Here is a 24,151-nt window from a genome sequence, read left to right on the forward strand (position 1 = left end):
CCCTTTTTCGAAGGAAAATTCTGCAAAGTTTTCATGCCTTGCTGTGCCTTGCTGCCGAAATCAGCTCCTGGAGTGACCACACGATCTTAAATCAAATATATTAATCAACTAAATCTCAATCTCATGTTTAAAAGTTTACTCCTAAAGGGAAGAGCACTGTGTCTGCTACTATGCTGCATGGTTTCTTCATTGGTAGTTACAGCTCAAACAAAGCACACTGGCCGTGTTATAGGCAGCGATGACAAGCTGCCCGTAGTTGGCGCCACCGTGCGTGTAAAGGGCACAACTACCGGAACGCAAACCGACGTTAATGGACAATTCACATTAAGCGTAAAGTCGGGCGACGTGCTTGTTATCTCTTATCTGGGATATCAAACGCAAGAAGTTGCCGTTGGTGCCAGCGACAACATTAACGTTACGCTCGTGGCAGGTAACAACACGCTGAACGAAGTTGTTGTAACGGGCTACACCTCTCAGCGTAAAAAGGACATCTCGGGCTCGGTAGCTACAGTAGATGTTTCCAGCGCTATTAAAGTACCCGCTTCCAGTTCTGACCAGTTATTACAGGGCCAGGCTTCTGGTGTTACTGTATTAACTCAGGGTTCTCCGGGCGCAGGCGCGCAAATCACCGTGCGTGGTACATCAAACTTCGGCAATTCTTCCCCTCTCATCGTTATTGATGGTGTGCAAGGCGGTAACTTGTCTAACGTAAACCCAAATGATATCGAGTCTATCAGCGTACTAAAAGATGCCGGCGCGGCAGCTATCTACGGTGTAAGCGGTGGTAACGGTGTTGTTGTGGTTACTACTAAGAAAGGTAAAGCTGGCAAGTCAACCTTTTCTTACGATGGCTATTATGGTACTCAAAGGCCACTAGGCGGTAATCCTTTTAACGTATTAAACGGTAGAGATTACCTTGCTTTAGTTAAACAAGTTGAGCCAAACAGTCCGCTATTCCTTGCAAACGGCGCAATAGCAGACTTTGGTGTGCAAGGCCCCGGCGTTACAAAAGGCAACTATGCGGCAGGTAATCCGGCAGTTGACCCTTCTCGTTATAAATACGATGAGTTTAACCCTGGTAACGACTACTTAATACAACAATACAACAATAACGAAGGTACCGATTGGTTCCACGCTATTTTCAAGAACGCTCCTATTCAATCGCACACCATTTCTGCAAGTGGTGCAAACGACAAGAACTCTTATTATGCATCTTTTGGCTATCTTAACCAACAGGGTACATTAATTTACACTTATTTTAAACGCGCTCAGGCACGTATCAACACTACCTTCAATATCAAGGATCATATCCGGGTAGGAGAAAATGCTACTTTATTCTACACACTTAGCCCTAATGGTCAGGGTGGTATTCCGGGTGGCAACCAAAACGAAGGCAACGCTATCTCTATGAGCTATCGTCTGCAACCGCAAATTCCTATTTACGATATTTCAGGGGTACAATATGCCGGTACCTGGGCAGGTCCAACTGCTTTGGGTAATGCAACTAACCCTGTTGCAACTCAGTACCGCCAGCGTAACAATGAAAACCGTACCTGGAACATTGAAGGTACAGTGTTTGCCGAGGCTGATTTCCTTAAACACTTTACTGCACGTACTGCATTTAGCGGACACATTGACAACTTCTACAATTTCGCTATCACCTACACGCCTTATGATAGTGGCGAAGGTCATGCAAATAAGAACGGCTATTCTGAAAATGCGGGTTATAACAACTATTACAATTGGACAAATACTATCCAGTATGGCCAGATTTTCGGCAAGCACGATGTGAAATTGTTTGTAGGTTACGAGCAGAAACAATATTCAGGACGTGGCATTGGTACATCTGTATCAACACTGCCTTCACTTGACCCTAACTTCGTAAATATTGGTGCAGGTAGCGATGTTAATAACCGTTACAGCTACTTTGCGCAGCCAACATCAGGTCAATCATTCTTCGGTCGTTTAGACTATATTTATAACTCTAAATACATCTTAGGTGCTACTCTTCGTCGTGATGCTTCTTCTGTATTTGCGCCAGGAAGAAGAGTTGGTTACTTCCCTTCAGTGTCATTAGGCTGGAGAATCAGCCAGGAAGATTTCATGAAAGGTATCAACTGGCTTAATGATCTGAAACTGCGTGGTAGCTATGGCGAAGCTGGTTTTCAGGCAAACGTACCTGGATCTAACGCCGCTACATTATTCGGTTTAGACAGGGCATCTTCATTTTACGCAATCGACGGTTCAAACAGTAATATTACTCAAGGTTTCTTCAACAGCCAATTGGGTAACACTGCAACAACATGGGAAACCGACAAAATCATGAACTTTGGTTTTGATGCAACTTTCTTTAATAAATTAGATGTTACAGCAGAGTATTACAAAAAAACATCTTCTGACTTGTTATTTGCTGTTACCTTACCTGCAACTGTAGGTGGTGGTTCTGCTCCGTTCGTTAACATAGGCGAAGTTCAAAACAAAGGTTTAGACATATCGGTAAACTATCGCGATAAAATCACCAGCGATCTTTCTTTCAACGTTGGCCTTAACTTCACTTCTGTTAAGAACAAGATTACTTCTCTGAAGAACAACTATACAGACGTATTCCTACGTTTTGGTGCAGTAGTTAAACAACAGGTTGGCATGCCAATTGGTTCGTTCTACGGCTATAAAGTTGTGGGTTACTTTAAAGATGCAGCCGACGTAACTTCATCTCCAACTCAGGACGGTGCAGGCCCAGGCCGCTTCAAGTACCAGGATGTTGACGGCGATGGAAAAATCACTGATAACGATCGTACTTTCTACGGTAGCGGTAACCCCGATTTCATATACGGTTTGAACTTGGGCCTTAACTATAAAGGGTTCGATTTCAGCACTGTATTCTACGGTTCACAAGGTAACGAAGCGTTCAACTATGTTAAATACTGGACTAACTTCTACTCTTCACTTACAGGTAACAAAAGCAACGATCTGTTGTACAACGCCTGGACGCCAACTAACCTTAACCCTGCAGCTCCAAAAGCTGAGGCTGTTAACAACTTTAGCACCAGCGGTGTAGCTAACTCTTACTACGTAGAGAATGCTTCATTCCTGAAATGCCGCGTTATGCAGTTAGGTTATACTTTCGGTGCTGCTAAATTAAAAGCAATCGGTGTTGACAAACTAAATGTTTACGTACAGGGTACCAACTTGTTCACTGTAACTAAATACAGTGGCATGGATCCTGAATTACAGGCTAATGGTGGCAGTGCACCTGGTATTGACCAGGGTAACTACCCTAACAACGAGCGTAAATTTATTTTGGGTGCTCGTTTAACATTTTAATTATCGGAAAGTAAAAACATTATAAGATGAAAAGATTTAATCACAAACTGATCATTATAGGGTCTGTTGCAACCCTTGCCTTCTCTATGTCGTGCAAGAAGTTTCTCGATAAGACGCCTACTAACACGCTTAACAGCACGGTGTTAGCAAATAAGGCCGGTGTTGATGGATTGTTAATTGGTGCTTACGCGCTTGTTGATGGTAGCTACAACGGTCAGCCAGGGGCAACCTGGAGCACAGGTACTGATAACTGGATATATGGTAGTGTTGCTGCTGACGACGCTCACAAAGGCTCAACTCCGGGTGACCAGCCCGATGCTGCTGCTATTGAAAGCCGTACACCTACTGCCACAAATGGTTACCTTGATCCAAAGTGGCGTGTAATGTTCAACGGAGTACAGCGTGCGAATGACGTTTTGCGCGAAATACCATTAGTAAAAGACGGCTCATTATCTGCAGATAATATTGCACAAGTTACTGCTGAAGCAAAGTTCTTACGTGCCATGTTTCACTTTGAAATGGCTAAAATTTGGCGCAACGTGCCTTATGCTGATGAAACCGTTACTTATGATAATGGTAATTACAACATTGGCAACCCGGGCCCGATATGGGACAAAATAGCTGCAGATTTTGCAGCAGCGGCGGCAGTATTGCCAGAAACACAGCCACAGGTTGGCCGTGCTAACAAATGGGCTGCGAAAGCTTTCCAGGCAAAAGCGCTGATGTATGATCATAAATATACTGAGGCTCTCGCTATCTTGAAAGATGTTATAGCAAACGGTAAAACTGCCGGTGGCGCCAAATACGCTTTAGGTAAATATGCAAACAACTTTAACCCATCTACAAAAAATGGTCCTGAAGGTGTGTTTGTTGCACAAACTTCTGTAAAGGACGGTGCTAACGGCTTAAATGGTAATGCTGGTTCTACGCTGAATTTCCCTTCAGGTGGCCCTGCTACTTGCTGCGGTTTCTTCCAGCCGTCGTTCAGCCTTGCAAACGCCTTTAAAACTGATCCGGTAACTGGTTTACCGTTAGTAGATACTTACAATAATACTGATCTTAAAAACGATCAGGGTATAGATGCATCAGCTGCATTTACACCATCTACTGAAACGCTTGACTCTCGTATAGACTGGACTATCGGTCGTCGTGGTATCCCTTACCTTGACTGGGGTCTTCACCCAGGAAAGGCCTGGGCTCGTGACCAGGAAGACGGTGGCCCTTACAGCCCTATCAAAAACGTGTACTATCAGGCAGCACAAGCATCAACTTCTGACACTTACGGCGGTTGGGCTGCAAACCAGTCTACTGCTAACAGCTACAACATCATTCGTTTTGCTGATGTTATCCTGTGGGCTGCAGAGTGCGAAGTGGAAGTGGGATCATTAGAAAACGCCCGTGCTTACGTAAACCAAATACGCACCCGTGCAGCTGATGCTACCGGATGGGTACATACTTATGTAGATGATACAAAGCCAACAGGCGGTTACACCAGCACTCCTGCTGCTAACTATAAGGTAGGTTTGTATCCTGCAGGTTCTTTCACTGACAAAGCTACTGCACGCAAATATGTTCAGTTCGAGCGCAGGTTAGAATTTGGTATGGAAGGTCACCGTTTCTTCGATTTACAGCGTTGGGATGGTATAACTGGTGGACAAATGGGCAACGGTTTCATGGCAGCTCAGATCAATGCTTATCTTGATCATGAAAACCATGTACCAAATTTCCCTATCGAACTTATCAAACAAGCTAAATTCACCGCAGGTAAAAATGAGTTGTTCCCTATACCACAGGGTCAAATCGACGTTACCCAGGGTGCTATCAAGCAAAATCCTGGTTATTAATAGCTAATACGCTACTTTGAAGAGGAGGGGGTTTTTACCTCCTCCTCTTTTTATTTATTCAACATTTGTGTAGTATTGATCTGATGAAAACGTGCAGGCTGCTGTTGCTATTTGTATTACCACTCGCTTTTATTTCCTGTAAAAAAAATACCCTCTTCCAACGGGTAGACTCTTCCCATTCAGGGATAAAATTTAATAACCTCATCGTAGAAAACGATTCGATAAATCCGCTTGATATGTTAAATATCTACAACGGTGGCGGTGTAGGTATCGGCGACTTCAATAACGACGGTAAACAGGATATTTACTTTATTGGCAATGCAGTATCAAACAAGCTTTACCTTAATAAAGGCGATATGAAGTTTGATGATGTTACAGCTGAAGCCGGTGTAGGTGGCAAAGGCGGATGGGGTCGCGGAGTTGCAATAGTGGACATTAACAACGATGGACTAGCCGATATTTACGTCTGCAATACGCTACTTAATAGTCCCTTAAAGCGAATGAACCTGCTTTACATTAACCAGGGGCCAGACAAACAAGGTGTTCCTCACTTCAAAGAGGACGCCAAAGGTTATGGTTTGAATATAAATGTTCATTCTACCATGGCATCGTTTTTTGATTATGATAACGATGGCGATTTAGATATGTACCTTACTGTTAACGAGGCGCAATCAACTGATAACACAAGTGCGTTTCGTGCCCTTGCTAAAGATGGCTCTGCGCGCAGCACCGGTAGGCTTTATCGAAATGAGTACAATCGGGCATTGAAACACCCGGTTTACAAAGACGTTTCACAACAGGCAGGTATCCTGATAGAAGGATACGGCCACGCAGCCAGTACGGTAGATATAAACCGCGACGGCTATAAAGACATTTACGTTACGAACGATTTTCTGCCTAACAACATCCTCTACATAAACAACCACGACGGCACATTTACTGATCGTTCTAAAGAATATTTTAAGCACACTGCAACGAGTGCAATGGGTCAAGACATACAGGACATCAATAATGATGGCCTTGCAGATGTATTTGAACTGGACATGGATCCCGAGGATAATTACCGCAAAAAGATGTTCTCGCCGCCTTTACAGTATCAACTTTATCAAAACTTTGATCGCTACGACTACCAGTATCAATATAATCATAACACCTTGCAGCTAAATCAGGGTCCGCGTTTGGGTCAAAACGACAGTATAGGCGCGCCGATCTTCAGTGAGGTGTCTTTTTTTAGCGGGGTGGCACAAACCGATTGGAGTTGGGGACCAATGATTACCGATTTTGATAATGACGGTTTTAGAGACATTGTAGTAACTAATGGCTACCCACGTGACGTTACTGATCATGACTTTATTGCATTTCGAGAAGAATCGTATGCAGTAGCCAGCAAAAAACAAGTTTTGGATCAAATACCAGTGGTAAAAATTGCAAACTACGCGTTCCACAATACCGGTAAGCTTGGGTTTGAAGATGTAACTAAAAACTGGGGATTAGATGTCCCATCGTTTTCAAATGGCGCTGCTTACGCAGATTTAGATAATGATGGTGCAATGGACATGGTCATAAATAATATTGATGATGAGGCGTTTGTTTATCGTAACACTTCACGCGATAGCGACAAACCCAACAACAATTATCTGCAAATAAAATTTACTGGTGGTGCCCAAAATCGTGACGGTATAGGTGCATGGGCAGATATTTACTATGACCATGGCAAGCACCAGGTATATGAAAATACACCATACAGGGGCTATCTTTCCACTATCCAAAATGTTGCTCATTTTGGACTGGGTAATGTTACTACTCTTGATTCTGTGGTTATCAGGTGGCAGAACGGAAGAAAGCAAACTCTTAAAGAAGTTAAAGCAAATAGCTTGCTTAAGGTGAATATTAGCGATGCGAAGGATAGCTATGTTTTGGAGGGCCAAAGCTTTAATAAGACGTCTTTGTTTGAAGAAGTAACTAAATCCCTCGGGGTTAACTATGTTCATCAGTCAGAAGATTTTATTGACTTTAACATACAGAAACTTATTCCTCATAAATTGTCCGAGTATGCACCTGCTGCGGCGGTAGGTGATGTGGATGGCAATGGGTTAGACGATATGGTAGTAGGTGGTACATCAAAGTATCCTGCTCAGCTGTTTTTACAGCAAGCTACCGGCAAATTTCTACAACGTAATTTAACGTCAACAGCGGCATCAACCATAAAATATAAGGACGAGGGACTGCTGCTATTTGATGCCGACGGCGACGGCGATCTTGATCTTTATGCGGCGAGCGGAGGGTACGAGTATGAGCCTAACTCTTCTGCCTATCAGGACAGAATTTATGCTAATGACGGAAAGGGCAACTTTATACTACAGCCAAATGCATTACCAGCCAATTTCACCAGCAAACTTTGCGTAAAATCAGTCGACTATAACAAAGATGGTTCACCAGACGTGTTCGTGTCGGGCAGGGTGGATCCCTGGAACTATCCTAAACCGGTATCCAGCTTTGTGCTACGGAATGATAGTAAGAACGGTAAGATTAAATTTACAGACGTTACACGAACCGCGGCGAAAGACCTAAACAATATTGGGCTTGTTTGCGATGCTACATTTACAGATTACGACAATGATGGTTGGCCAGACCTAATACTTACCGGAGAATGGATGCCTGTTACTTTCCTGAAGAACAATCGTGGCGTTTTTAAAAGTGAAACTCAGGCAACCGGTGTAGCTGGTAAGCTGGGATGGTGGAACACTATTGCCGGTGGTGATTTCGACCATGACGGAGACATTGACTACATTGTAGGTAATACAGGTACGAATACTTTCTACAAGGCTACAGACCAATATCCTGTGTATATCACGGCTAAAGATTTTGACAATAACAATAGCTATGACGCTTTCCCATCATTGTTCCTGAAAGATAAAGAAGGAAAAATGCAGGAGTATCCGGCACTTACCCGGGACGATATTGTTAAGCAAATGATAAGCATGCGCGTGAGATACCAAAACTATAAATCCTTTGCAGTTTCTACTATGGATTCTGTGCTTACACCGGAGATGCGGAAAGGCGCCTTGAGGTTAAAAGCCAATGAGCTGAGATCTGTCTACATGCGTAATGATGGTAAAGGTAAGTTTACAATGATGCCTTTGCCCTCCCAAGCACAATTATCGCAGTTAAGCGGTATTGTGATAGATGATTTTGATGGGGATGGTAATTTGGATGCGGCCCTTAGCGGTAACGACTATGGTACCGAAGTAGCCACTGGCAGGTACGACGCGTTTAACGGTTTGATATTAAAAGGCGATGGCAAGGGTGGTTTTAACCCCTTAACCATACAGCAAAGTGGCTTGTTCATTCCCGGTAACGGTAAGAGTCTCGTAAAACTTCGCGGCGCTAATGGGCGGTATTTACTTGCAGCCACACAATATAAAGATGCTATGAAGTTGTTCCAGCTAAAGAGAGCGGTACGAACGGTTGCCTTGCAGCCGAATGATCTGTTTGCCACAATAAAGTATAATGACGGAAAAACATTTAAACAAGAGTTTTATAACGGACAATCTTTCTTGTCACAGTCGGGCAGATTTTTTAATATTGACAGTTCTATGGCTCAGGTGATTATTACAGACATTGCCGGTCATAAAAGAAATATACCTACCAATTAATTGTAACTGTTGAGATGATGAAGTACTATAAAGTATTACTTGCCGCTGCCCTTTGTTTGTTTTCTTTTAGTTGTGTTAAAAAGGACAAAATAAAATTAAAGAAAGATGCTGATGTATTGCACGAGAATGTAGATCAGCTTACGCAAGTAATCATTTACGACGTTTTTACTCCGCCTGTGGCGGCCCGTATATACGGCTATACCTCTTTAGCGGCTTATGAGGCAATGCGTTTTGCTGATCCTAAATACAATTCGATAACTGCCCAACTACACGATTTCAAAAAAATGCCTCAGCCCCAAAAAGGGAAAAAGTACAACTATACGTTAGCTGCTACCAAGGCCTTTTTTACAGTGGCCCGTAAGGTTACATTTTCTGTTGATACGCTAAAAAAGTACGAGGATAAAGTATATGCCATGTACCAGGATAATTTGGATGACTCTACTTACGCCCGTTCTGCAGAGTTTGGTGAAAAGATAGGAAAAGCAATACTAACACGCGCGGCAGTAGATAATTATCCGCAAACGCGCGGTAAGCCCCGTTTTTTGGGTACAAGCGACAATGGCAAATGGCGCCCAACAGCGCCTGACTATTTGGACGGTGTAGAATATTGCTGGGGCACAATGCACACATTTGTTGTAAAATCATCATCTGACTTCGCTTTACCTCCACCTCCTGCATACAGCGAAGATCGGAACAGCGCTTACTTTAAACAAAATGTAGAAGTTTACGAACAAAGCAAGAACCTTACCGCCGATCAGTTACAAATAGCCAAGTTTTGGGATGATAATCCGTTTGTTATACAGCATAACGGGCATATGATGTTTGTAAACAAAAAGATAACTCCAGGTGGACACTGGATAGGAATTACCGCTATTGCCTGCAAAAAAACCAAGGCTGACGCGGTAAAGACTGCACAGGCATATGCTCTAACTTCTATAGCTTTGTTTGACGCATTTATTTGCGGATGGCAGGTGAAGTATACCACGCAATACATTAGGCCTGTAACGGTAATCAATGACAAGATAGACCAAAAATGGCTGCCACTGTTACAAACACCGCCATTCCCGGAATATCCTAGCGGACACAGCGACATCAGCGCTGCTTCAGCAGTTATACTTACACATCTATTTGGCGACAACTTTGAGTATGATGACACCAGTGACTTGCGTTACATTGGCCTTCAGCGGCATTTTAAATCATTTTTAAAAGCATCTGATGAAACGTCTATTAGTAGGTTTTACGGCGGTATACATTATAAAGTTAGTGTAGATGCCGGTGCCACCCAAGGCAGGCAGATAGGCGAATACATCTGGAATACTCTGAAACTGCAAAACTAATCAGTTATATTTTTATCAAAAATGAGAAAAGCGTTCTTATACTCTTCTTTTATACTATTAGGCGGAGCGGCGCTTGCTGCAAGTACATTAATTTATGGTTGCGGGGGTAAAACAAGCAATACCACTCAACTTACCGGTGATACGATAGCTGATGGCAAACATTTAGTTCAGCGACATTGCACCCGCTGCCACTCTTTAGTGCCGGTAAATGCGCTAACTAAAGACGTTTGGACCGTGCACACCCTTCCAGCTATGGCAGGTTACTTTTCAATTAAAACTTACAGCGCGGAATATTATAAGGAAGAAGGAGACACCACCGGCCTTTCCTTATTGGAGTGGCAGGCTATAGCAAGTTATTACAAAAAATTAGCGCCAGATACATTGCTGCCGGCAAAAGCACCTGCAGTCCTTTCTAAAGATTGGGCAGGTTTTACGCTTAGGAAAGCCGCACGTAGCAACGATATCAGCTTTACAACCATGATCACCGCTAATCCTGCAACTGGCAAAATTTACAGTGGGGATGTGGTATCTGGCATGTTAACTGAGTGGGACAATAAGCTTAAAATTTCAAAAAGCATTAACCTACCCTCCGCGGCAGTTAACCTCAACTTTCTTCCAGACTCTGCAGGCATAAAGCAAGCTATTGCTACCTGTATTGGTAGGCTAGACCCTATAGATTTTCCTAACGGCCGGGTTTTCAAGGTTAACCTAGGCCCTAAACTTACAACATCACAAATGCAATCGGAGTTGCCCAGGCCAGTTCAAACTCTGTCAGCAGATCTGGACAAGGATGGCAATGCAGAAACCATCATATGCTCGCCGGGTAATCTCAAAGGCGGCGTATATGTGTTAAAGCAGGATCCTAAAACCAAAAGCTATAAGCAAACAGCAATAACAGAAAGGCCGGGAGCGGTGCAGGCAGTTACTGGTGACTTTAACAACGACGGTTTTACAGATGTAATGGTGCTTTATAGTGTAAACGATGAAGGTTTAGCCATGTACCTAAACAACAAAAAAGGTGGGTTTGATACTCACGAGTTGCTTAAATTTCCGCCAGTGAATGGTTCGACAAGTTTCCAATTGGCGGATTTGGACCACGATGGTGATCTTGATCTGGTTTACACCTGTGGTTATAACTTTAGAGATTCTCGCATTTTGAAGCCTTATCACGGAGTTTATATCTTTAAAAATACGGGCAACTTCAACCTAAAGCAAGAATGGTTCTATCCTGTAAACGGCTGCAGCAAGGCAATAGCAGCAGACTTTGACGGCGACGGAGATTTGGACATTGCTACTATAGCGTTTTTTGCAGATATGAAAAATAATCCAGCCGAAGAGTTTATTTATTTTGAGCAGGATAAAGATTTACATTTTAAACCGCATGCTATACCGGTAAGTAAGAACGGGCGTTGGATGACCATGGACGTTAATGACGTGAATGGTGATGGTAAGCCGGACATTTTACTCGGGAATTATGCAAGTGGTTTTTTATTTCAGCCAAACTTCTCACCCAATTGGGATGAGAATACGCCGTTTATTGTACTTGAGAATCACATAAAAAAATAATCCTGTATAAATAACAGGGCGGGGCTGAAGGATGGGGCACATAAAGTTAACTTCAAATAAACTAGCTATGGGTATAGTCGCTGTTGTAACGGCGGCTATATTTGTTTTAAATGGCTGTGATAACCAGCCACATGTTAATACACCTGCGGAAGATATTACCGCTGGCAAGCAGCTTTCGCAAAAGTACTGCGGCAACTGCCACCGCTATCCTGACCCACAACTACTTGACAAATCTACCTGGGAAAGGGGTATAATGCCGCAAATGGCTAAACAACTAGGCATACAAAGCGAAATGGGCGGCTATTATGCTGACGAGCACTCGGCATTAAGCATGGCCGATTGGCAGCGGATAATGGCTTATTACCAGAAAGCAGCGCCTGCCAAACTCATAATGCCCGCACGTGACGCGGTTACGGATTGGGCGAATTTTAAGCTTAAACTATCCCCTGTGATAAATCGGAAAGGCGCTACTGCGATGACTACGATGGTAAAGCTGAACCCTTATGATGGTTTTATCTACACAGGCGATGCGGGTAATAACCTGCTGAAGTGGGATGCGGGGCTAAATGCTAAATTGGTTAAAAAGATGCCATCTCCAGTTTCTGATGTGATCTTTAATCGATTACCGAACGGTGGGAATACAGGAGTTTTTAGCTGCTTGGGGGTGTTGCCGCCTAATGATTATTTAAAAGGCAGCTTGGAAAGCATCGATCTGAGAACCAGCAAACCTGTAATGAAAACATTTATGGATAGCTTGCCCAGACCGGTATTTACAGCATCAGCAGACTTTAACAAAGATGGACTTCAGGATTACATTGTTTGCGGATACGGTAATACAAGGGGTGCTTTATTTTTGCTACAACAAAAGGGAAATAACACCTATGAAAAAAAAGTAATAAGAGCCGTACCCGGCGCAATACAAGCTGAAATAGGGGACTATAATAATGACGGTTGGCCGGATGTAATGTGTTTATTCGCTCAGGCAGACGAAGGTGTTTGGATGTTCCTGAATAACAAAAAAGGGGGATTTGTCACCCAAAATTTGCTTCGCTTTCCGCCGGTGTACGGTACTAATAGCTTTCAGTTAGTTGATATGAATAAAGATGGATTGAAGGATATTGTTTATACCTGCGGCGATAACAATGACTACTCCAGCATATTAAAACCGTATCATGGAGTTTACGTCTTCAGTAACCTGGGCAACTGGAAGTTTAAACAAAGCTACTTTCACCATATTAATGGTGCATCTAAGGTGATGTCGGCCGACTTTGATGGTGATTGCGATCGCGATATGGCGGTAATTGCATTTTTCCCTGATTTTGTAAACCATCCTCAGGAGGGGTTTACTTATCTTGAACAAACAGCGACGTGGAAGTTTAAAGCACATGAAATACCTATAAACAGATACGGGCGGTGGATTGCAATGGAAGTGGCAGACATAGATCACGACGGCGACCAGGATATTGTACTTGGTAATTTCTCTATTTATGCGGACAGGCTTATCAACCAAAAAAACTTTAAGCCCAACTGGGACATATACCGACCGTTAGTGGTTTTGGAGAATAAAGGTAAAAAGGTTAATTAATGTTTACAGCTGCATAATTAAGGACTTTTGCGGAATATTAAACAAAAAATGGTACTATGTATTGCATAATACCATGTAATGTTTATTTTTGTCTCAATATAAATTTTATCAGAGATGAAAACTGTAGTAAAAAACCTTAAAATGATAGCGGTCAGCATGATGCTGATCGCAGTAGCTGCTTGTAAAAACGGGCACACTACCACCATTGTTGAACATGATGACAACCACCGTCAAAAAATCAAATACAGCGGCACAATTGTATTTAATCCCACAAACGATGGTATAGAGCACATTTCGCCAGGCGGGTACCTTGAATTTGAAGATGACGACAGAAAGTTTGAAGCGAAGCAGCACACCGTAGGCGGAATCTATTATCGCTTTAATGGAGATAGCGAAATTAACGTGCTTGACGCCGATCAGAAAAGGCTTGTTGCAAAGGCTGTGAAGGCTATAGAAAAAGCAAACAGAAAACACTAGAAAACCAACTTGGATATAAATGTGAGCAGTTAAGTGCCCTACATTTATATCCAAGTTTACAATTAATCATCAAGTTGTTTCAAAGTCTTTTTGATGTTTAAATGTTAAGAATGGTACAGCCGTAATACATTTTTAATATTACAGGTTATTAAGCATTTCGAGCGAAAACTTATCCAATCCGCTTACTACAAGGTCGGCTTTGCTCAAAGTCTCTTTTGAGCCGATACCCACAGCTTTCATTCCCCCATTCTTTGCAGCCTCCACTCCGGCCACAGCGTCTTCAAACACCACACAATCTTCAGGCGTAACTCCAAGCGCTATTGCACCCTTTAGAAACACCTCAGGGTCTGGTTTAGGATTGGTAACACTGTTCCCGTCAACCACTGCATCAAATAATCGCGCTAACTGTAGTTTGTTCAATATGGTTGGGGTATTTTTACTTGCCGAGCCTATGGCTGTTTTAATTCCGGCATCACGGCAGCTTTGTACAAATTCCCGTGCGCCTGGTAATATTTCAGCAGGCGTCATTTGGTTTATCATTTCGTTGTACCACTTGTTTTTACGAGTCGCCATTTCTGCCTTTTCAGCATCGGTCTTACCAACAATTTTGCCCCAGCTTAAAATGTATTCAAGAGAAGCCATCCTGCTTACACCTTTTAAATGTTCATTTTGTTCTTCAGTAAAGTCAAACCCCATTTCGTTTGCAAGACGTTTCCAGGCTTGGTAATGGTATATGGCGGTGTCTACTATCACGCCGTCCAGGTCAAATATGCAGGCTTTCATCTGTTTATAAAGTTTACGGCAACAAAGGTATTGGTTCACTTGTTAATAATTATTCTAAATAGTTTCGCATTTCTATTTGGATTAATTATAAATAGTAGCATATTTGTATTGTTAATGGTTACAACGACACAAACTTCTGCTACCCCTACATGGGCCAATGTGTTCAGCACAGCCAAAGGGGCAATATATCAGTGCGACGAAGAACGCTGCTGGTATGTAGATTTTGCAGGGAAGGTTGCCAAGTTTGATTATCGCTGCTTGCTTAAACTTAAAAAAGCAGTTTATCACGTAGATATAGAGGACCGTTTGCTCAACAGCGGTAAAGACCCTGATGTGGAGATCATTTTTATTTGCGCTTGCGATCACTGCTATGTGCTTTCGCTATTGCAGATCATTGCTCTGAAGGAAATACTTGAGGGGACCTTTGTAATGTTGCAGCTCAACAATATCATTCATGACGTGCTTTATCGCATTGCCCAATATTTAGACTGAATTCATATTGTCTTTATTTAATCTTTCCCGGCACTTATAACGTTATACTTGTGTAGATAACAAATCGGCATGCTTGTTGCCGTAGTATCAACATATAATTGCAACAGTAATGAGAGATCTTATCCGCATAAAAAGCCTTATTTCTACTGAAGTTGAGGCTTTACTAAACCAGCAAGTTAAAAAAGAGGCCTATTCATCATCAGCTTACCTGGCTATGGCTTCATGGTGCAACCGTAATGGTTTCGATTATTCAGCCGAATACTTTTTTAAGCAATCTGAAGAAGAGCGTGAGCATCAGCTTAAATTTTATAAATACATCCTGGATATGGGTGGCAACGCTATCTCTCCGGATGTTAGCGGCATAAAGCAAGAATACAACTCTTTCCGCGAGGTTTTTGAGGATGCTTTAGATCAGGAAATTAGTGTCACTCAGTCCATTAAGAACATCTACGCACGCTGCTTAAAAGAGCAGGACTTTGTAACTAACGAATTCCTGAACTGGTTTTTAAAGGAGCAGCGTGAAGAGGAATACAAAGCTCGTCGTGCGCTTGAATTATTTGAAGTTATTGGCGAAGAAGGCACCGGCCGTTGGGAAATTGACAAGCATGTTGGTAAGATAAAATACGACAGCGAAGCCTAGTTAGCTCTCTAATAGCTTTAGAACATCCTTTTCGGAATATTCTTTTAACCAGATATTACCTGGAGATATACTACAGACCGGTGCCCAATCGCACCGGTCTGTGCATTCTATACGTATTACTTCCATATCCTGCCCTTGGTATTTGGCAAACTTCTTTGCAGTTTTAAACATGTCTTTACCACCGCGTTTAGCGCATTTACTGCCGGTACACACATATAAAACTTTATCGGGTATAGGGAACTTGCTCATTTCATTTTCATTAATAACTATCGGATATCGGGTTTAGTTTCAATTGCATGGTAACTTAAGTAACGCACTAATCGATGTTCGTGTATTGGGCTGCCTTATTTTCCCATCCAAGTTTTTACTTTAGCGGCATGCTTAAGAAAGCCTTCATTTCCTGCCTTTTTCTTGTTTTGCTAATTACAGCCTGCAACCGGCGGGAGGAAACACTTTATAAAGTAGTTAAGATAAAAGACGGTGATACAATGGAGCTGCTGTCTCCCGACCATCAGAACATAACCGTACGGCTAGCAGAAATAGATTGCCCCGAAAAAAGCCAGGCATTTGGCCAGGCGGCAAAGCAATTCACTTCCGATCTTTGCTTTGGAAAGTACGTCAAACTCGTCGAGAACAACAAAGATCGTTACGGTCGTACCGTAGGGCAAGTGTTGTTGGAAGATGGAACAAACGTTAACTATTCCATTGTGAAGAATGGTTATGCCTGGCAGTACCGTGCGTACTCTAAAGATATGGAGCTTGCCATGTTAGAACAGTCTGCCCGGCAAAACCGCCTAGGCCTGTGGCAGGACGCTAATCCTACCCCGCCATGGAACTTTCGTAGAAATGAGAAAGCGGTGCGCAAAGACACAACAGACCCAAACACAAGACCTAAACGGCATTACAAAAAACGCCGAAAACATTACCAGCCTCAGCCTGCTTTATAATGTCCGTGGATTTGGTAACTTGGTGCCATATAAACCTTTCGTATGAAGATATTTAAGGCCGTATTTTCCTGCATAATTACAGTTGCGCTAATATGGGCACTACAGCATAAGTTTGGTGATGTGCCACCTATTGGGAACTTTTTAAACCCAGGCAGCGGTTTTTGGGCAAATGCTGAAAGTAAAAACACAGATGATTCTGAAGAGCTAAAGTTGAAAGAACTGCAGCGGCAGGTAACCATAAACTTTGACGAAAACCGCATTCCACACGTTTTTGCTACTAACGATCACGACCTTTATTTTGTGCAGGGTTACTTAACCGCTCGAGACAGATTGTGGCAACTGGATATACAAACCCGCAGTGCGTCTGGCCGACTGTCTGAGGTAGTAGGGCCAAAAGCACTGGAGGTGGACAGATACCACCGGCGCATGGGAATGGTATATGGTGCAGAGCACGCCGTTGACGCCATGATGAAAGATCCGGTGATTAGTAAAGTTATAACAGCTTACACCGACGGCATAAACGCTTACGTGCACAGTTTGTCTCCTAAGAACTACCCAATAGAATACAAGCTTCTTGATTATAAGCCCGAGGATTGGAAGCCGATAAACTGTGCATTTTTGCTCAAGCTGATGTCTGAAACACTGGCAGGCGGCACTAACGAGCTTGCGATGACTAACGTGCTGAATAAGTTCGGCGCTAAAATAACCAACGATCTTTTTCCTGATTATCCAATGCATGAAAGTCCAATAATACCTGTAGGTACAAAGTGGGACTTTAAACCGTTGCCAGTGCCACAAGTTCCGCCCACCTTTAAGGCTCAAATGCTTGCCGGTATGCGCGTAAAGGAAAAGGTAGAAGGAATTGGCAGTAATAATTGGGCTATCAGTGGCAGCAAAACTGCTTCCGGCTATCCCATTCTTGCAAATGACCCGCATCTTAATTTAACCTTTCCATCTATATGGTACCAAATGCAGCTATCTGCACCAGGTATAAACGTGTACGGAGCTACCCTGCCAGGCGCACCGGGAGTTATTATCGGCTACAATCAAAAAATAAGCTGGGGGGTGACTAATGTAGATGCTGATATATTGGACTGGTACCAGCTTAGGTTTAAAGATGAATCGCGTAGCGAATACTGGTATAACAACAAATGGAGTAAAGTTACCCACAGGATAGAAGTTATCAAAGTAAAAGGTCAGCCTGATGTAGTTGACACTGTACGCTATACCCACTTCGGGCCCGTTGTTTACGATAATGCGGCAATGGCAAAAAAAGGGCGTGACAACATCCCGGTTGGCAATGCGTTGCGTTGGATAGCTCACGACGAGTCGGATGATCTTAAAGCTTTTTACCTGCTGAACCGGGGCAAGAACTATAATGACTATCGCGAAGCGCTGACTTACTATGCGGCACCTGCACAAAATTTTGTATTTGCTTCTGCCGATAACGACATAGCTATCACTCCGAACGGAAAACTACCGTTGAAGTATAAAGACCAGGGCAAGTTTATAATGGACGGTAGTGACCCGGCTAATGAATGGCACGGCTGGATACCCAATGATCAAAACCCTACTGTAAAGAACCCGGCAAGGGGCTTTGTAAGTTCGGCCAACCAATCCTCGACTGACCCTACTTATCCATATTACATCAACTGGCAGTTTGCACCTTACGAACGTGGCAAGCGCATCAACGACCGTCTTAGTGTTATGCAGAAAGCTACCGTAGACAGCATGCGGGTACTTCAAACAGATACCTATAGCATACGTGCACAGGATATACTTCCTGCCATGTTACGGCAGCTTGATATAACAAAGCTTGACGCCAACCAACTTAAAGCTTACAATATTTTAAAAAGCTGGAATAAGTTTTTTGACGTTGGATCAGAAGGTGCATCATTATTTTCTATTTGGTGGACAAAGTTTTACTCAGAAACATGGGGCGATAGCTTTGGAGGCGTTATGCAACTACCTTCTATGGACAAAACTGAAGAGCTGCTGATAAAGTCACCTAATTCCGTTTGGTTTGATGATACCAGAACACCCATAAAAGAGAATGCGGCCGATCTTCTAAGCCGCACCTTCAACACAACGGTTAACGAACTGCTGAAGCAACATGGTGCACCGGGTAGTTGGCAGTGGGGCAAAGTTAAACACTTTGAAGTAAGCCATTTAGCTAATCTGCCCGGCTTTGGCTCCGGTAATTTCGCTATTGGTGGCACCGGCTCTACCGTAAATGCGTTAACAGAAGGGCACGGCCCATCCTGGCGTATGGTTGTACAAATGGGGCCGGAAGTAAAGGGTTACGGTATTATACCAGGCGGACAATCGGGTAATCCTGGTAGCTTTTACTATGACGATATGCTGCAAACCTGGAAGGATGGAAAACTAAATGAATTGCTTTTCCTGCAGTCTCCTAAACAAAAATCATCACGTATCAAATCTACTTTAATCTTAAAAAAATAGTTATGCTGTTCTCCATCATACTGCTGGCAACGCTTATTATTACTTACTTACTACCCTGGTGGACTGCTTGTATACTGGCATTTATTGTCGCATTGTTTATAAGCAGGAATACTTCCCATTCATTTTGGATGGGTTTCTGTGGTATGGGATTAGCCTGGCTCGCTATGGCTATGCTGGCGAGCTTCCCTAATCAGCACATATTAGCAGTAAGGGTGGCGCAGCTATTCCACGTTTATAGTGTGGTTGCGCTATTTGCAATTACCGCCATAATTGGAGGCTTGGCGGGCGGGATGTCTGCGATGTCGGGCTTCCTAGTTAGAAAAGCAGCAAATTTCAACAACCTTATTAAATGAAATTGGCGCCAAACGGCGCCAATTTCATTTATTTTGAGCGCTACTAAAATGCCGTTAATGTTTCTTTCAACTGCAACACTGCCGGTACGTTACTGGTTGATCTTTCGAATATTGCACCGGATGTGGTGCCTTCGCCGTAAAATTTAGAGTTAGCGCTTTTATTTATCGCAAGATTAGAGCCGTTCACGCTCACGCCTGCGAAAAGGCCTTTGCTCCGGGAGTAAGAGTACACCTCCGCCTGAAGCTTATAATCTGTGCTGGCTGTGGAGCTGCGTCCAACCGGGCCGGCGGCTGCAGAAATGTCTCCACCGATAGTGAAATCGCCGTTCTTTACTTTAGTAAGCACGCCTTTGTTACGGAAAACAAGCACGAGGTCTACAGATTGTACACCTATCTGAAAACCAATACTACCACCAGTTAACGTGACAAATACAGGGTCGCTCCATTTACCGTCAGGTAGTTTCACCATAGCTACGCCGTTACCTCGTTTGCCGCCGATACCAAAGCCTGCATTAATTAGTTTCGGGATAATAACAATACCCTCATACTCCTCTAGTAACTGGCGGGGAATGCTCTCCTTCATTTTGCCAAATTGTTTAAGAACATTGGTTGCATCGTGCAATTTTTCGATGCCTTTCTCGTCTGCAGATTTTGCCGAGGTTAATATTATAAATGCGCTAAACAGAAATGTTAAGCTTAAAAATTTGGTAATCTTCATAATAGTCGGGGTTATGTATTTTGTTGTAAGTATGAGTAAATAACTAAAAAAAAGGAATAATGTTATTGCCGCAGCCTAAAAACAGCCGTATGGCGACCAAATTTTACAGCTGCGTTATCCTGAAGTTTGTGATTAAGCTATCTTTGTCCCTGTATGATAAAGCCCACACAAGAGCAGGTATTCTCTATTACAACTCAGGATGAGTTTAATACTGTTGCGCTGCAGGTGTTTAATTATCAATTTACTAATAATGCTATTTACAACACCTTTGTACAAGCTATTGGCCGAAGCGCAGATAGTGTAACATCTGTTGAACAGATACCTTTTGTGCCGGTAGAGTTTTTCAAATCGCAACGGGTGGTTACGGGAAGGGATACAGAAGAACTGGTGTTTACCAGTTCCGGAACTACCGGTATGATTACCAGCAGCCACTTGGTAATTGATGTAAGCTGGTATGAGGAAAGTTTTCGCAGGGCCTTCAAGTTATTTTATGGTGACGTAAAAAACTACACCGTACTTGCTTTATTGCCTTCATACCTGGAGCGCGAAGGCTCTTCGCTTATTTACATGGCTAACGACCTTATAGAGCAATCAGGCAATCCGGACAGTGGCTTTTTCCTGTATGATCATGATAAGCTTTACAGTATTTTAAAGAAGCAACAAGCAGATGGAAAACCAACTTTGTTAATAGGGGTAACCTTTGCCTTACTTGATTTTGTGGAACAGCATAGCATTAACTTTCCTGAACTCATAGTTATGGAAACAGGCGGAATGAAGGGCAGACGAAAAGAGGTGATCCGTGAAGAACTTCACACAATTCTTTGCAGCGGCTTCGGGGTAAAAACCATACATTCTGAATATGGTATGACCGAGTTGCTTTCTCAGGCATACTCAAAAGGCGAGGGAGTATTCAATTGTCCACCCTGGATGAAGATTATACCCCGTGATACTAACGACCCGTTAACGCTTATTGAAGGTGAAAAAACTGGTGGTATAAATATTATTGACCTGGCCAACATCAACTCTTGCTCATTTATCGCCACGCAGGACTTAGGGCGTGTTTACGCCGATGGTTCTTTTGAAGTATTGGGCCGCTTTGATAATTCTGACATACGTGGTTGTAACTTAATGGTAGGATAATCCGTCTGTAGCGTAATTAAGCTATGTTGATTATTATTATCTTGCGCTACCGTGCCTGATCCTGTACTACCCCAATCCTTCCTCAAGAAAATCATTTTGATTATAACACTGCTGTTCGGCTTTGGTTTCAGCAGCAATGGCCAGCAATTTTACGTCGCTACAAGCGACCTAAATTTGATGCGGGTCACTATTACCCCTAACGGCGTATTGTCTGAAGCCGTACCTTCCTGCGCTAGTGGGCAGTTTTTTTCGATAGCCGTATCCGGCAATAAGCTTTATTATAACACATTGTATGGATCATTATACCAGGCTGATCTGGATAACAGTGGCTTTCCTCAGGCGAGGAATTGTACACTTTTGCCCTCGTATTCTACCAGTTCAAACGCATTGACGATAGATAAAGCGGGTGCAATATATTTTGTAAATGGCACACAACTTGGCGTGATTACTCCGGGCTCCGCTAAGGAAATCATTCTCGGCGACATGCCTTATTATTCTGCAGGAGACCTGATTTTCTACAAAGATCAGCTTTATATGGCGTCAGATCAGGGGATTGTAAAAATCCCGGTAAATAACCCAGCTGCTGCGGAGATGTACATACCTCTACCCGGGAAAGCTATTTTTGGGCTCACTACCGTAACAGACAAAGGCGCACTTAAAGTATACGCGTTAGCTGGCGGAGGAAGCGGCACAGACCTTATAGAGCTGGACATGGAGAACAGAACTGTAAAAGGTACTATAGGATCGGTACCTTTTGTTGTTTATGATGCAGCCAGTAACGTCGAAAGCGGCCAGGCATCCATTATAGAGATTGATGCCATAACTATTTCAAGAGAATGCAGCGTGCTGAACAAAGGACACGCAGAGATCGTTTGTAAACCTCACATCAGCCAGTATACTTATACACTTAACACTGGAGAAAGTAATACAACAGGTGTTTTCGGTTCGCTGGCAGAGGGGGTTTACCATCTAACCATTACAGCGGACGGTGGCGAATTGCCTGTGGAAACTGATTTTACCGTACAAGCCTATCCGTCACAAACACCTTTATTGACGGTAGAAAAAAAGAACCCGGTGTGTGATTTAACAGGGCAAATCAAAATTGACGCCGGTGCAAGAAACAACGAGTTTAACGTTATTTACAATGGAGTTACTTTTGAAATGGGCCACACCTTTACCGGTTTAACGGCAGGCTCTTACCATTATACCGTCGTTACCAAGGCAGGCTGCCTCGTAGACGAAAAAGATTATGCATTAACACAGGATGTTTGCCCGCCAATAGACATTTTATCAGTACAGTTTGCTCCGGAATGCGACCAGTTTGGCAAAGCGAATGTAACAGTAGTCACCAAGGATCATCCGGACACCTATACCTATACATTGGATGGCGTCACAAACGCTACAGGTTATTTCAGCTCCGTTTTGCCGGGTACATACAACCTGATCATAACATCATCAGGAGGCGATAAAAAGGAAACGATGGTCGTTGTTCCTGATTTTAGGATCGTTAACAAGCCGCAGCTGGTTTATATCATTAAGAATGCTGTATGTACCGCTCTTGGTCAGATTCGTTTTAAAGCCGCCGGTGATATAAAGGGAGCAGCAAGAATAAAACATAACGGAGATCTGTATGAGCTTGATGAGGTGATAAGAAATTTATTACCCGGAGTAAATCACTTTACTGTGCTCGATGCTAAAGGCTGTATTTTAGATGAATTAGACATAGAAATATTGCAAGACAGCTGCGAGCCGGTATCATTTCCAAATACTTTTACACCAAACGGCGATGGTATTAACGACGTATTCAGGCCTAACCAAAATAGCAACCCAGTGTATTATCAATTGTACATCTACAACAGGCAAGGCCAGCAACTTTTTAGGTCGGCAAGCGTTTACAACGGGTGGGATGGGCTATTTAATGGTAAAGCTGTGCCCGCAGGAGTTTATTTCCTGGTAGCAAAGTACACCATGTGCGATGGTAAAAGTTATTTCTTAAAAAGCTCCTTAACCCTGTTGAAATGATTTCTACATACAGCCGTAAAAATTTTTAATTTTGCAACCATCACAACATCAATAACATGATTGATAAATTTTTAAAAGAAGAACAAGACCCCAAAGCTGTTGAACGCATTTACGGCCGTTTGATAGACCTGCTTACAACAGGAGAGGAGATATTGTATATAGCAGTGCAAAAAAAGCCAATTGTAAATCTATTCCCGGATTGCATCGCGCTTACCAACAAACGTATACTTTTCTTTACCCCAGCAAACCTCGGTCTGTCTATAAAGTTTGTAGACTTTGTATGGAAAGATATAGTTGATGTTTATACTAAAGAAGAGATAATTGGAGCGGTATTTAGCGCTAAAACAATTAACGGTGCCGAAATGGGTGTAGATTACTTGCCAAAGGTTCAGGCCCGTAAATTATATCAATATGCACAGGAACGCAAGGAGAATGAGCGTGAACTTCGCCGTCAGCGTGAACTGGAAGAAAAGCGTGCCGAATCTGGTTCATTTGATTTAGCACATACTACGTCTGCACCGTACCAGCCAACAGCTCCAATCGTACAGCCGCCTGTAGCCGCGCCAGATCCGGTAGTTGTACTAACACCAACTCCCGCGCCGGTAGTGCAAGAAGAGCCCAAAAAGGATGAGTTGACAGAAAAGCTAAAACGTTTGAAAACGTTGTTCGAGAACGGCTTAATCTCTCAGGAGGAATATAATTCCAAAAAGCTGGAGTTATTAAGCGACTTCTAAAGAGTTTAAGAACGCGACAACCTTAATAAAAAGAAAGGCCCTTCAATATTGAAGGGCCTTTCTTTTATCA

At 42.9% G+C, this 24,151-nt stretch carries 18 protein-coding genes; 15 read left to right on the forward strand and 3 right to left on the reverse strand.

Annotated elements, in window-relative coordinates; translation table 11 throughout:
• Window positions 1-177: 177 nt before the first annotated feature.
• From DYU05_RS20220 to DYU05_RS20250, 7 genes are all read left to right on the forward strand, one after another.
• Window positions 178-3,324, forward strand: a complete 3,147-nt coding sequence (locus tag DYU05_RS20220) for a SusC/RagA family TonB-linked outer membrane protein (RefSeq protein ID WP_117384989.1) — start codon at window positions 178-180, stop codon at window positions 3,322-3,324.
• 26 nt (window positions 3,325-3,350) lie between these two features.
• Window positions 3,351-5,168, forward strand: coding sequence for a RagB/SusD family nutrient uptake outer membrane protein (locus DYU05_RS20225; protein ID WP_117384990.1), 1,818 nt, complete (start codon window positions 3,351-3,353; stop codon window positions 5,166-5,168).
• 236 nt (window positions 5,169-5,404) lie between these two features.
• Window positions 5,405-8,824, forward strand: coding sequence for a VCBS repeat-containing protein (locus DYU05_RS20230; RefSeq protein ID WP_235854074.1), 3,420 nt, complete (start codon window positions 5,405-5,407; stop codon window positions 8,822-8,824).
• Between the two features lie 14 nt (window positions 8,825-8,838).
• Window positions 8,839-10,161, forward strand: coding sequence for a vanadium-dependent haloperoxidase (locus DYU05_RS20235; RefSeq protein ID WP_117384992.1), 1,323 nt, complete (start codon window positions 8,839-8,841; stop codon window positions 10,159-10,161).
• A 21-nt stretch (window positions 10,162-10,182) separates the two neighbouring features.
• Window positions 10,183-11,727 (forward strand): FG-GAP repeat domain-containing protein, encoded by a 1,545-nt coding sequence (locus DYU05_RS20240; protein WP_117384993.1) that lies wholly within the window; start codon window positions 10,183-10,185, stop codon window positions 11,725-11,727.
• 67 nt (window positions 11,728-11,794) lie between these two features.
• Entirely contained in the window at window positions 11,795-13,312 is a 1,518-nt protein-coding gene (locus DYU05_RS20245; RefSeq protein ID WP_165852114.1) for an FG-GAP repeat domain-containing protein, read from the forward strand.
• Window positions 13,313-13,426: 114 nt separating this feature from the next.
• The gene (locus tag DYU05_RS20250) at window positions 13,427-13,789 is read left to right on the forward strand and encodes a hypothetical protein (protein WP_117384995.1); all 363 of its coding nucleotides are present in this window, start codon (window positions 13,427-13,429) and stop codon (window positions 13,787-13,789) included.
• Window positions 13,790-13,927: 138 nt separating this feature from the next.
• Here the strand turns inward: DYU05_RS20250 and pgmB are convergent, their stop codons facing one another.
• Complete coding sequence (gene pgmB / locus DYU05_RS20255; protein ID WP_117384996.1) at window positions 13,928-14,572, reverse strand: beta-phosphoglucomutase; 645 nt, start codon at window positions 14,570-14,572, stop codon at window positions 13,928-13,930.
• A 114-nt stretch (window positions 14,573-14,686) separates the two neighbouring features.
• Between pgmB and DYU05_RS20260 the strand changes: the two genes are divergently transcribed.
• Together DYU05_RS20260 and DYU05_RS20265 are read left to right on the forward strand one after the other, a co-directional pair.
• Complete coding sequence (locus DYU05_RS20260) at window positions 14,687-15,064, forward strand: hypothetical protein (RefSeq protein WP_117384997.1); 378 nt, start codon at window positions 14,687-14,689, stop codon at window positions 15,062-15,064.
• 109 nt (window positions 15,065-15,173) lie between these two features.
• Window positions 15,174-15,704, forward strand: a complete 531-nt coding sequence (locus DYU05_RS20265; RefSeq protein WP_117384998.1) for a ferritin — start codon at window positions 15,174-15,176, stop codon at window positions 15,702-15,704.
• Here DYU05_RS20265 and DYU05_RS20270 read toward each other — a convergent pair whose 3' ends face one another.
• Window positions 15,705-15,953 carry a (2Fe-2S) ferredoxin domain-containing protein gene (locus DYU05_RS20270; protein WP_117384999.1) on the reverse strand — a complete coding sequence of 83 codons (249 nt, stop codon included), beginning with the start codon at window positions 15,951-15,953 and terminating at the stop codon, window positions 15,705-15,707.
• Between the two features lie 128 nt (window positions 15,954-16,081).
• Between DYU05_RS20270 and DYU05_RS20275 the strand changes: the two genes are divergently transcribed.
• The 3 genes from DYU05_RS20275 to DYU05_RS20285 are packed head-to-tail and all read left to right on the forward strand — an operon-like array spanning window position 16,082 to window position 19,467.
• On the forward strand, window positions 16,082-16,651 hold the full coding sequence (locus DYU05_RS20275) for a thermonuclease family protein (RefSeq protein WP_205771939.1): 570 nt from the start codon (window positions 16,082-16,084) through the stop codon (window positions 16,649-16,651).
• A 42-nt stretch (window positions 16,652-16,693) separates the two neighbouring features.
• Window positions 16,694-19,114, forward strand: a complete 2,421-nt coding sequence (locus DYU05_RS20280; protein WP_117385001.1) for a penicillin acylase family protein — start codon at window positions 16,694-16,696, stop codon at window positions 19,112-19,114.
• 2 nt (window positions 19,115-19,116) lie between these two features.
• On the forward strand, window positions 19,117-19,467 hold the full coding sequence (locus DYU05_RS20285) for a hypothetical protein (RefSeq protein ID WP_117385002.1): 351 nt from the start codon (window positions 19,117-19,119) through the stop codon (window positions 19,465-19,467).
• Window positions 19,468-19,510: 43 nt separating this feature from the next.
• On the opposite strand, the gene DYU05_RS20290 is transcribed toward DYU05_RS20285, so the two are convergent.
• Complete coding sequence (locus DYU05_RS20290) at window positions 19,511-20,185, reverse strand: lipid-binding SYLF domain-containing protein (RefSeq protein ID WP_117385003.1); 675 nt, start codon at window positions 20,183-20,185, stop codon at window positions 19,511-19,513.
• A 153-nt stretch (window positions 20,186-20,338) separates the two neighbouring features.
• On the opposite strand from DYU05_RS20290, the gene DYU05_RS20295 reads away from it, so the two are divergent.
• Genes DYU05_RS20295 through DYU05_RS20305 form a run of 3 tightly spaced genes read left to right on the forward strand, consistent with a single transcriptional unit; the run spans window position 20,339 to window position 24,081 of the window.
• Window positions 20,339-21,325: an acyl transferase gene (locus DYU05_RS20295; RefSeq protein ID WP_117385004.1), complete on the forward strand. Its 987-nt coding sequence runs from the start codon at window positions 20,339-20,341 to the stop codon at window positions 21,323-21,325.
• A gap of 51 nt (window positions 21,326-21,376) precedes the next feature.
• The gene (locus DYU05_RS20300) at window positions 21,377-23,347 is read left to right on the forward strand and encodes a gliding motility-associated C-terminal domain-containing protein (protein WP_117385005.1); all 1,971 of its coding nucleotides are present in this window, start codon (window positions 21,377-21,379) and stop codon (window positions 23,345-23,347) included.
• A 56-nt stretch (window positions 23,348-23,403) separates the two neighbouring features.
• Window positions 23,404-24,081 (forward strand): PH domain-containing protein, encoded by a 678-nt coding sequence (locus tag DYU05_RS20305; protein WP_117385006.1) that lies wholly within the window; start codon window positions 23,404-23,406, stop codon window positions 24,079-24,081.
• Window positions 24,082-24,151 lie beyond the last annotated feature (70 nt).

This window comes from Mucilaginibacter terrenus (genome assembly GCF_003432065.1).
Taxonomy (GTDB): Bacteria; Bacteroidota; Bacteroidia; order Sphingobacteriales; family Sphingobacteriaceae; genus Mucilaginibacter; species Mucilaginibacter terrenus.